This window comes from Nevskia soli DSM 19509 (assembly GCF_000711955.1).
In the GTDB taxonomy this organism is placed as follows: domain Bacteria; phylum Pseudomonadota; class Gammaproteobacteria; order Nevskiales; family Nevskiaceae; genus Nevskia; species Nevskia soli.
The window spans coordinates 1-9,452 of the sequence record NZ_JONR01000073.1; the positions used below are offsets into that span (position 1 = coordinate 1).

A 9,452-nucleotide genomic window follows, 5' to 3' on the forward strand; every position below is an offset into this window, starting at 1 on the left:
TTTTGGACTGCAACGCAGGTGCGATTCATTCTGTTACAGGCTCTAAGGTCCGCACCAGCCCGCCGCAGGGGGACTTGCTGATATATTAGTTCGAAGTAGAAACGTTAACGAGAAACGAGGGATCTGAGTGAACCGGAATGCACGCCGCGCCGCGGCCATCATGCTCCTGGCGGCCGGGGCCGTCTTGCCCGCGCTGGCCGCCTCTCCCGCGGTTCAGGAAGCCCAGACCCTGCTGTCGCAGGGCGATTACAAGGGCGCGCTGGACCGTCTCGACCGCTATCTCGCCAGCTCGCCGCAGGACGCCGAGGCGCGCTTCAGCCGCGGCCTGGTGCTGGTCAAGCTCAACCGCAGCGACGAGGCGATCAAGGTCTTCGCCGACCTGACCCGCGACTACCCGCAGCTGCCCGAGCCGTACAACAACCTTGCCGTGCTGTACGCGCAGAAGGGCGACTACGAGAAGGCGCGCGACGCCCTCGAAGCGGCCCTGGCCACCCATCCGGCCTACGCCACCGCGCATGAAAACCTCGGCGACATCTACTCCGCGCTGGCCGGCTCAGCCTACAACCGCGCGCTGCAGCTCGATCAGGGCAACCAGGCGGTGCGCTACAAGCTGTCGCTGATCAACCAGCTCGGCAACGGTCCCGGCGGCTATGCCCCGGCCGGCACCACCGGCATCGTGCCCGGCAAGCCGAAGACCGACATCCTGGCCCCGGCGCCGGTTGCGGCCGCACCGGCCCCTGCCCCCGCGCCGACGCCTGCCCCCCCGGTTGCGGCGGCACCGGCCGACACCGACACGGGCGCCGTGGTCGATGCGCTCAATGCCTGGGCTGCGGCCTGGGCCGCGAAGGACGTGGACGGCTACCTCGCCAGCTACGGCGCCGATTTCAAGCCGGAGAGCGGCTCTCGCGCCCAGTGGGAAGCGCAGCGGCGTGAACGCGTGGCCAAGGCCGCGCACATCAGCGTGCACGCGCTGAGCCCGCAGGTGAGCCGCATTGACGCCCACCATGTGCGCGTCAACTTCATCCAGGACTACGCTTCCGACACCGTCAACGACAAGGTCAAGAAGACGGTCGAGATGAGCAACAGCAGCGGCAGCTGGAAAATCGTCCGCGAATCCATCCGCTGATGCCGCTCCACGCATCCCCCGCCGGACGCATGCTGCGACGGCCCGGGTTCCGCTGTGCCCTGGCCGCCCTGGTACTGGGCGGCCTGCCCCTGCTCAGCGGTGCGCTCGAACTGCCGCCCGGCGGCAATAAACCGGAGGACGTCCTGCTGCAGGCGATCGGCGCCCTGCGCGGGGGCGACTCCGCCACGGCGCTGCGCGAACTGCAGGCCCTGGTGCAGCGCGAGCCCAATTTCCGCCTGGCGCAGCTGCTCTATGGCCAGGTGCTGGCCGAGCGCTCGGGCGTGCCGGGGCTGGTGTCGCCGCTGGCCGACGACCAGGACCCGCATGTGCGCGAGCTGCTCGACGAGTACCGCGCGCGCCTCGGCGAGGCGCAGCACGGGCCGCCGGCGGACACGCTGCCCAGCTCGATCCTGCGCCTGTCGTCCGATCACAAGTTCGCCATCGTCGCCGACCTGCCGCGCTCGCGCGTCTACGTGCTGCAGAACATCGACGGCCGCCTGCGCCAGGTGCGCGACTACTACGCCTCGATCGCCCGCAACGGCTTCGGCAAGCAGAATTCCGGCGATCTGCGCACCCCGGTGGGCATCTACCGCGTCACCGGCTTCACGCCGGGCGTGAAGCTGCCGTCGTTCTACGGCGCCGGCGCCTACCCGCTGAACTACCCCAATGCCTGGGACCGGGTGCACGGCCGCACCGGCTCCGGCATCTGGCTGCACGGCGTGCCCAGCACCACCTATGTGCGCCCGCCGCGCGCCAGCGAGGGCTGCGTGGTGCTGGCCAACGCCGACCTCACCGACCTCAAGTCCCTGGTGGTGCCGGGCATGACGCCGGTGGTGCTGAGCGACAAGGTGGACTGGCTGCCGGCGGACACCGTCAGCAGGCAGCGCGACGAACTGACCAAGCGCATCGAGAACTGGCGCAGCAAGTGGTCGGCGCTCAACACCGAGGCCTACCTGTCCTTCTACGGCGACGATTTCCACACCGACGACGGCATGAACAAGTCGCAGTTCGTGATCTACAAGCGCCACGTCAACGAGGGCAAGCGCCACATCGACGTGAAGATCCGCGACCTGGACCTGTTCAGCTACCCGGGCGAGCAGAACCTGGTGCTGGCCGAATTCACCCAGGAATACCGCAGCGACAACTACACCACCAGCACGCGCAAGGAGCAGTACTGGCGGCGCGAGGCGGACGGGGTGTGGAAGATCGTGCGCGAGGAAAACCGGGCGCTGTGAAGCCCCGTTCGTAGCCCGGGAAGCACGAAGTGCTACCCGGGGGTTCCCTCCGGTGGTGGCGCATCCCGGGTAGCGCTACGCGCTTCCCGGGCTACTTGGACCCTCTCCCGCTTGAATCCCCCCGCAAAGGCGCAAAATAGGGAACATTCCCCTACCGGCCGCACCCTTTGCGCACCCACCGCCGCACCACGCCCGACACCGGCACCGACTCCGCTCCGCCGCTGACGGTGCGCACCACCCTGGCCACGCTGTGGCCGTACATGACCGAGTTCCCGGGGCGGGTGGTGCTGGCGATGGCGCTGCTGATCGGGGCCAAGCTGGCCGGCGTGTGGCTGCCGCAGCTGCTCAAGCACCTGGTCAATGCCCTGTCCGGCCATGGGCCGGGCGGCACCACCGGCGCGGTGATCGCGGTGCCGCTGGGGCTGCTGCTGGCCTACGGCCTGGTGCGCTTCCTCAACGTGCTGTTCGGCGAGCTGCGCGACGTGGTGTTCGGCAAGGTGGCGGAGCGGGCGCAGCGGCGCGCGGCGCTGCGGGTGTTCGAGCACCTGCACCGGCTGGACCTGGAGTTCCACCTGTCGCGGCGCACCGGCGGCCTGGCGCGCGAAATCGAGAAGGGCGTGGACGGCATCAGCTTCCTGCTGCGCTTCAGCCTGTTCAACATCCTCCCCACCCTGCTGGAAATCGCCCTGGTGGCGATCATCCTGTGGAAGCAGTACGACATCCGCTTCGCCGGCGTGGCGCTGGTCTCGGTGGTGCTCTACATCGGCTTCTCGGTGTGGGTGACGGAGTGGCGCACGGCCCTGGTGCGCGAGGCCAACACCATGGACGCCAAGGCCAGCAGCCGCGCCATCGACAGCCTGCTCAACTACGAGACGGTGAAGTATTTCGGCAACGAGCGCTGGGAAGCACAGCGCTACGACGACAGCATGGCCGCCTGGGAGCGCGCCGCGGCGCGCAACCGCCTGTCGCTGTCCTCGCTCAACACCGGGCAATCCCTGATCGTGGCGGGGGCCATCACGGCGATGATGTGGCTGGCGGCGCTGGACGTGACCCAGGGCCGCATGAACGTGGGCGACTTCGTCGCGGTCAACGCCTACATGGTGCAGCTGTTCGTGCCGCTCAACTTCCTCGGCTTCGTCTACCGCGAGATCCGCCGCGCCCTCACCGACATGCAGAAGATGTTCGGCCTGCTGGGACAGCGTTCCTCGGTGCAGGACGCTCCGGGGGCTCCCGCCATCGCGGCGCAGCGGGCGCGGATCAGCTTCGAGCGGGTCAGCTTCGGCTACAGCCCGGCGCGGCGCATACTCGACGGCGTCAGCTTCGAGATTCCCGAGGGCAAGAAGCTGGCGGTGGTGGGCGCCAGCGGCGCCGGCAAGTCGACCCTGGCGCGGCTGCTGTTCCGCTTCTACGATCCCAATGCCGGCCACATCCGCATCAACGGCCGCGACCTGCGCGAGCTCAGCCAGGACAGCGTGCGCGCCCTGATCGGGGTGGTGCCGCAGGACACGGTGCTGTTCAACGACACCATCGAATACAACATCGCCTACGGCCGCCCCGGCGCCAGCCGGGCCGAGGTGGAGCGGGCGGCGCGGCAGGCGCACCTGGACCACTTCATCGCGCAACTGCCGGAGGGCTACGACACCCTGGTGGGCGAGCGTGGCCTGAAGGTGTCCGGCGGCGAGAAGCAGCGTATCGCCATCGCCCGCGCCCTGCTCAAGGACCCGCCGATCCTGATCCTGGACGAGGCCACCTCCTCGCTCGACTCCGCCGCCGAGCAGGCCATCCTCGGCGCCCTGCGCGAAGCGACCGAGCGGCGCACCACCCTGGTCATCGCCCATCGCCTGTCGACCATCACCGATGCCGACGAGATCGTGGTGCTGGACCGCGGGCGCATCGTCGAGCGCGGCACCCACCACGAGCTGCTCGGGCGCGGTGGGGCTTACGCCACGCTGTGGGCGCATCAGCGGGAGCAGACGCTGGAAGATCCGGCGGCGGAGCCGGCACCGGTTGCGTAGAGCGGCCACAGGCGCCTGACATCAGGAGGTGATTGGGAGATGTTCGAGGCGCTTGGTCAATTAGGGGCGCTCGACCCATGGCTGTTTCGTGGGTGGCTCTTCCTGTTCTCGCCTGGCTATCGGGCCGAGCGGCGTCGCATATGGAAAAGCCGGGGCCTGCTTTATAGCGCCCTGGACATCGCCTTCTCGGCTACTCTCATGCTCCTGGAGTTGGCCGTGATTGTCGTTCTCGTCATCTGGGGTATTGCCCGCGTGGCTCACGGCGCCTGAACCGCAGCATCGGGATTGTCGCAGCGCGTAGCGCGGGTGAGGGGCGCGGACTCCGGCAGCGGAGCACTCCGTTGATGTTGCGTCCCTCACCCCTGCCCCTCTCCTCCCACAGGGACTCCCTCTGGTCGCGGAGGGAGAGGGGTTCAACATTCCGCAAGATTGGCAGTTGCGTAGGGCGGCCCGTGGCCGCCGCTTCCGCGCCATCGAAGCAAAAACCGGCGGCCACGGGCCGCCCTACTGTGTTTGCTACTCCCTCCGGGAATGGGGTCCAGTACTTCCTCGAGGATGAGGCGCAGCATCAAGCCCGTCGCAGTTGTGTGCGCCAGCTCACAGATGCTGACGCCCACGCCACAAAATAATCTCGCATCGCGCCTTCCCCCTTCAGGACTTTTCGTCTAATTTGTGAGGGCGATAGGAGAGATTCCCGACACGACTCGGGAGTCGGTAAACAATGCTCAGTTTTGGCAAGCTGGACCTGAAAGACAAGGCGCTGGCGCACCTGGTGACGCCCGAGATCGAACATCTCGTCGCCAGCATTCCCAAACCAGTGGGCAGCTTCGGCTATGACCCCTGGGGCTACAACGAGGACCGCTTCAAGTTCGCCCTCGGGGCGGCGAAGTGGCTCTACGACCATTATTTCCGGGTCACGGTGCACGGCCTGGAGAACATTCCCGCCAGCGGCAGGGTGCTGATCATCGGCAACCACAGCGGCCAGCTGCCGATGGACGGCGTGCTGGTGGGCGTGGCCGCCGCCACCAACCCGGACGGGCCGCGCCTGGCGCGGGCCATGATCGAGCGCTTCTTCCCCACCGTGCCCTGGCTGGGCAACTACCTCAATGCCCTCGGCGGCGTCATCGGCGACCCGGTGAACTGCGCCAAGATGCTGGAGATGGACGAGGCGATCATCGTCTTCCCCGAAGGCGTTCGCGGCTCCGGCAAGCTCTACAAGAAGCGCTATCAGCTGCAGCGCTTCGGCAACGGCTTCATGCACCTGGCGATGAACCACAAGACGCCGATCGTGCCGGTGGGCATCGTCGGCTGCGAGGAAACCATGCCGGCGCTGGTCAACCTGAAGCCGCTGGCCAAGATGCTGGGCCTGCCCTATCTGCCGCTGGTGCCCTCGCTGCTGCCGCTGCCGGCCCGCGTGTACCTGAACTTCGGCAAGCCGATGCATTTCTCCGCCTGCGGCAACGAGGCGGAGGTGACGGAACGGGTGGAGCAGGTGAAGGCGGAATTGCGCCTGCTCATCGACAAGGGTTTGCAGGAACGCACCAGCATCTACTGATCATCTATGGCAACCGCCACCAAGCCGTCCACCAAGAAGACCGTCCTCATCACCGGTGCCGCCGGCTCGCTGGCCAAGCGGGTCATCGCCCGGCTGCAGGGCAAGTACAACATCATCGCCGTGGACTTCCGCCGCAAGGTGGATACCGACGCCGGCATCCCCAGCTACCTGGTGGAGTTGCACAAGCGCGGCTTCGAGGACATCTTCGCCGAACACAGCATCGACGCGGTGATCCACATCGGCCGCATGTTCGCGCACGAGCGCGACCGCATGCAGCGCTACAACGCCAACGTGCTCGGCACCAAGCGCCTGCTCGACCTCGCCCGCAAGTACAAGGTGGGCCAGGTCATCATCCACAGCACCTACATGGTCTACGGCGCCTCCGCCTACAACCCGGCGCTGATCGACGAGGAAGCCCCGCTCAAGGCCAGCGAGGTGACGCAGGACCTGGTGGACTCGGTGGAGGTGGAGAGCCTGGCCAACATCTACCTGTGGAAGCACCCGGAACTGAACATCACCATCCTGCGGCCCTGCAACGTGCTCGGGCCGGGGGTGCGCAACACCATCTCGATCCTGCTGGCGCGGCCGCTGGTGCCGGTGCTGGTGGGCTTCTCGCCGATGATGCAGTTCCTGCACGTGGAGGACATGGCGGATGCGATGGTGCTGGCCTTCGAGAAGAACAAGCCCGGCATCTACAACGTGGCGCCGGACGATTACGTGCCCTACCAGCAGGCCGTGACCGAGTGCGGCTGCCGCAAGCTGCCGATCCCCTCGATTCCGCCGATGCTGCCCCGGAGCATCAGCACCGCGCTGAACTGGAACAGCTTCTTCCCGCCCTACATGATCAGCTACTTCAAGTACCCGGTGATCCTGGACGGGACCGTATTCAGCCAGACCTTCAACTGGAAGCCGCGGCGCAACCTCAACGACATCTTCAGCTACTACCGTAAGCAGAAGCTGGTGGCCAAGGCCACAGTTTGATAGTTTTTGTGCATTGACGGCACAATAAGATTCAATTTCAGTTATCGAGCGCGGGCCGTCACAATCGGCTCCGCAATCAAAGAAAGGAGTGCCTCATGTCCGCGTACGCCACCAAGATCGACATCCCCGCCGCCACCCGCGACAAGGTGATCGCGCTGCTCAACCAGCAGCTCGCCGATACCTTCGACCTGTTCAGCCAGATCAAGCAGGCGCACTGGAACGTGAAGGGCATGCACTTCATCGCCCTGCATGAGCTGTTCGACAAGCTGGCGGAAGAGACCGAGGACTACATCGACGACATGGCCGAACGCGCCACCGCGCTCGGCGGCGTGGCCATCGGTACCGCCCGCGCCGCGGCCAAGGTTTCGCGGTTGCCGGAGTTTCCGCTGGATGGCGTGCCGGGCAAGGCCGCGGTCGAGGCGCTGGTCGAGCGTTACGGCATCCTGGCGAGCAGCACGCGCAAGGCGATCGAGACTTCGGGCTCGCTCGGCGATGCGGATACCTCGGATCTGTTTACCGGGATTTCGCGTGGACTCGACAAGAGTCTGTGGTTCTTGGAAGCGCATTTGCAGTAAGCGGTCGCTTCGGCTGCTTGATGGCCCCTTCCCGGTTACGGGAAGGGGCTTTTTGCTTTGTGGGAGCTTTGAAACCTTGATGTACGCGCTTGCGCGCGAGGCATTGACCGTGTCTGTTGAGAGCCCGGTTCCGCCTTGAAGGCGGGTCACTTTCTTGTCTCCAGCGACAAGAAAGTGACCAAAGAAGCGCCGCCAGACGGGGGGAACGTCAAAAGCGGAGAAGCAAAGCAACCGCGAAAGGCGGGATGCGCTTCGCTGCTCCCGCCCTACCGAGCTTTTTTGTAGGCGCCAATCTTTTGAGCCAGCAGTGTTGAGGTTCGCTGACCCCCGGTTTTCTATTGGACAAAAACAGCCTAGCTAATATGCCAAGGAATCCCATGTGTTATTTTGGGGCAAAGTAAAGCGATGTTATGCGCCTTAAGAAGATCATCCAAGCTGACAAGATCGTTACCGATTGGGGAAAATGGACCTTTGGCGCAGCAATGCCTAAGACCGCATTTCCGATCAGCAAAAGCAGCTTCAAAATTCGTTCCACCTATCATTGGCGCATTGCCAAGTTTTTAAGCCTAGGGGAAAGCTTTCGGTTGCTGATTTTCTATCGAACCGATAAGCCGGAATATGGAGCATGGCTCGGGATGCAGCGTGATAGCGATACGCAGCTTGTAGCTCGCTATGAATTTCACGGCACTCATCCTGGTTGGCATCTTCATGCACATTGCCAAACTGATACCGCGCCGATTGGCAGAACGCTAGTCGATGGCTTGCGCATTCCGAAATCCGGCAAATGCCGCCGAACGGATTTTTCTGTAACCAGCGATGACAAGGCGTTATATATAGCAGCTGAAGCGTTCGGTTTGCCCAAGGGCGATACTGGAATTTCTATTGGCAGCAGTTCTGATCTTTTTGGCAGCTGGTAGCAAATGAATATTAAGGATGAACTGTGTACGACATTTTGCGGAACTCTGACCGTTCATCAGGTTCCTGCAGGATTTGCCATCGGCACAGGATATGAGGGAATTTCGGGGGATCCGATTGGCTTTTACGTGGTTGGTCCCGATCTCCAAGGCCAATTTACTATCGAAGACAATGGCCTCTATGTTCCGTTGATTGAACGATACGGCGCTGACCTCACTAACAAAACCCGTTACGAAGCTTTCCATTCGCTCATGGAAGATTACGGTGTTTCGTTTGATGAAGATTCTGGTGAATTAAAAACTGTTCCGCTTAGTGAGTCGGAAATAGCACCGGTAGCTCTTCGCTTTCTTGCGTTCTTGCTTAGAGTACAAGACTTGATCTTGATGTCTGTTGAGCGAGCGGCTAGCACATTTAAGGAAGACGCAATACGAACAATACGAGAACTTTCACAAAACGAAGTCTCAATAGTTGAAGGGTATGTAATACATCAGAAGTTGAGTGAATACCCTGCAGATATAGCTTTGCTTGGCCCCAACAATATTCCAGTGGCTGTTTTCTTCGGCGTCTCAGAATCAAAGATCTACGAGGCATTACTTTTACAATCCTATGCGGAACAGAACCGCATCAAATGCTCTGTAGTTGCCGTTCTTGAAACGGATAAATCTGTTTCCAAAAAAGTATTTCAGCGCGCGGCCAACCATTTAGACACAGTTCCCATCTTTCGAGGGGACGAACGCAACGCATGTGGACGTGTCTTACGAGAAGCTGGCATTAATATTTTACATTGACTGTGGGGAGCTGTTCTCTAGCGAAAGCACGGTAGGGCGGGAGCAGCGAAGCGAATCCCGCCTTTCGCGGTTTCTTTGCTTTGCTTCTTCGCTTTTGACGTTCCCCCCGTCTGGCTGCGCCGAGCATCGCAGGCCAAGGTGGAATAGCCGCGCGTAGACGCGGGCGAGGCATGGATGCCGAAGCCGTTTTAGACAGGCCAGGGATGGCCTGTCTAAAACGCCCACCTTGGCCGAGAAGCGCAGGGGACCGAGTAAACACCGA

General features: G+C 63.2%; 9 protein-coding genes. All 9 read left to right on the forward strand.

Annotated features, from left to right (window positions below; genetic code table 11):
• Nucleotides 1-127 precede the first annotated feature (127 nt).
• The 9 genes from BP26_RS0122175 to BP26_RS28955 all read left to right on the forward strand — a co-directional run bounded on the left by BP26_RS0122175 (nucleotide 128) and on the right by BP26_RS28955 (nucleotide 9,190).
• Nucleotides 128-1,126 carry a tetratricopeptide repeat protein gene (locus BP26_RS0122175; RefSeq protein ID WP_245611873.1) on the forward strand — a complete coding sequence of 333 codons (999 nt, stop codon included), beginning with the start codon at nucleotides 128-130 and terminating at the stop codon, nucleotides 1,124-1,126.
• Between the two features lie 29 nt (nucleotides 1,127-1,155).
• On the forward strand, nucleotides 1,156-2,361 hold the full coding sequence (locus BP26_RS0122180; protein WP_029922746.1) for a L,D-transpeptidase family protein: 1,206 nt from the start codon (nucleotides 1,156-1,158) through the stop codon (nucleotides 2,359-2,361).
• 227 nt (nucleotides 2,362-2,588) lie between these two features.
• On the forward strand, nucleotides 2,589-4,376 hold the full coding sequence (locus BP26_RS0122185; RefSeq protein WP_366518056.1) for an ABCB family ABC transporter ATP-binding protein/permease: 1,788 nt from the start codon (nucleotides 2,589-2,591) through the stop codon (nucleotides 4,374-4,376).
• A 39-nt stretch (nucleotides 4,377-4,415) separates the two neighbouring features.
• Nucleotides 4,416-4,646, forward strand: a complete 231-nt coding sequence (locus BP26_RS0122190; RefSeq protein ID WP_029922748.1) for a hypothetical protein — start codon at nucleotides 4,416-4,418, stop codon at nucleotides 4,644-4,646.
• A gap of 451 nt (nucleotides 4,647-5,097) precedes the next feature.
• On the forward strand, nucleotides 5,098-5,931 hold the full coding sequence (locus BP26_RS0122195; RefSeq protein ID WP_051749298.1) for a lysophospholipid acyltransferase family protein: 834 nt from the start codon (nucleotides 5,098-5,100) through the stop codon (nucleotides 5,929-5,931).
• A 6-nt stretch (nucleotides 5,932-5,937) separates the two neighbouring features.
• On the forward strand, nucleotides 5,938-6,912 hold the full coding sequence (locus BP26_RS0122200; RefSeq protein WP_029922750.1) for an SDR family oxidoreductase: 975 nt from the start codon (nucleotides 5,938-5,940) through the stop codon (nucleotides 6,910-6,912).
• Between the two features lie 95 nt (nucleotides 6,913-7,007).
• The gene (gene dps / locus BP26_RS0122205; RefSeq protein WP_029922751.1) at nucleotides 7,008-7,487 is read left to right on the forward strand and encodes a DNA starvation/stationary phase protection protein Dps; all 480 of its coding nucleotides are present in this window, start codon (nucleotides 7,008-7,010) and stop codon (nucleotides 7,485-7,487) included.
• Nucleotides 7,488-7,897: 410 nt separating this feature from the next.
• On the forward strand, nucleotides 7,898-8,404 hold the full coding sequence (locus BP26_RS29815; RefSeq protein WP_157572702.1) for a hypothetical protein: 507 nt from the start codon (nucleotides 7,898-7,900) through the stop codon (nucleotides 8,402-8,404).
• Between the two features lie 3 nt (nucleotides 8,405-8,407).
• Nucleotides 8,408-9,190, forward strand: coding sequence for a DUF1828 domain-containing protein (locus BP26_RS28955; protein WP_084183335.1), 783 nt, complete (start codon nucleotides 8,408-8,410; stop codon nucleotides 9,188-9,190).
• The last annotated feature ends 262 nt before the right edge of the window (nucleotides 9,191-9,452 follow it).

What these genes read in the sequence shown, in the direction of transcription:
- BP26_RS0122180 (WP_029922746.1), top strand. Translation starts at nt 1,156, where the DNA reads ATGCTGCGACGGCCCGGGTTCCGCTGTGCCCTGGCCGCCCTGGTACTG.
- BP26_RS0122190 (WP_029922748.1), top strand. Translation starts at nt 4,416, where the DNA reads ATGTTCGAGGCGCTTGGTCAATTAGGGGCGCTCGACCCATGGCTGTTT.
- BP26_RS0122195 (WP_051749298.1), top strand. Translation starts at nt 5,098, where the DNA reads ATGCTCAGTTTTGGCAAGCTGGACCTGAAAGACAAGGCGCTGGCGCAC.
- BP26_RS0122200 (WP_029922750.1), top strand. Translation starts at nt 5,938, where the DNA reads ATGGCAACCGCCACCAAGCCGTCCACCAAGAAGACCGTCCTCATCACC.
- dps (WP_029922751.1), top strand. Translation starts at nt 7,008, where the DNA reads ATGTCCGCGTACGCCACCAAGATCGACATCCCCGCCGCCACCCGCGAC.
- BP26_RS29815 (WP_157572702.1), top strand. Translation starts at nt 7,898, where the DNA reads ATGCGCCTTAAGAAGATCATCCAAGCTGACAAGATCGTTACCGATTGG.
- BP26_RS28955 (WP_084183335.1), top strand. Translation starts at nt 8,408, where the DNA reads ATGAATATTAAGGATGAACTGTGTACGACATTTTGCGGAACTCTGACC.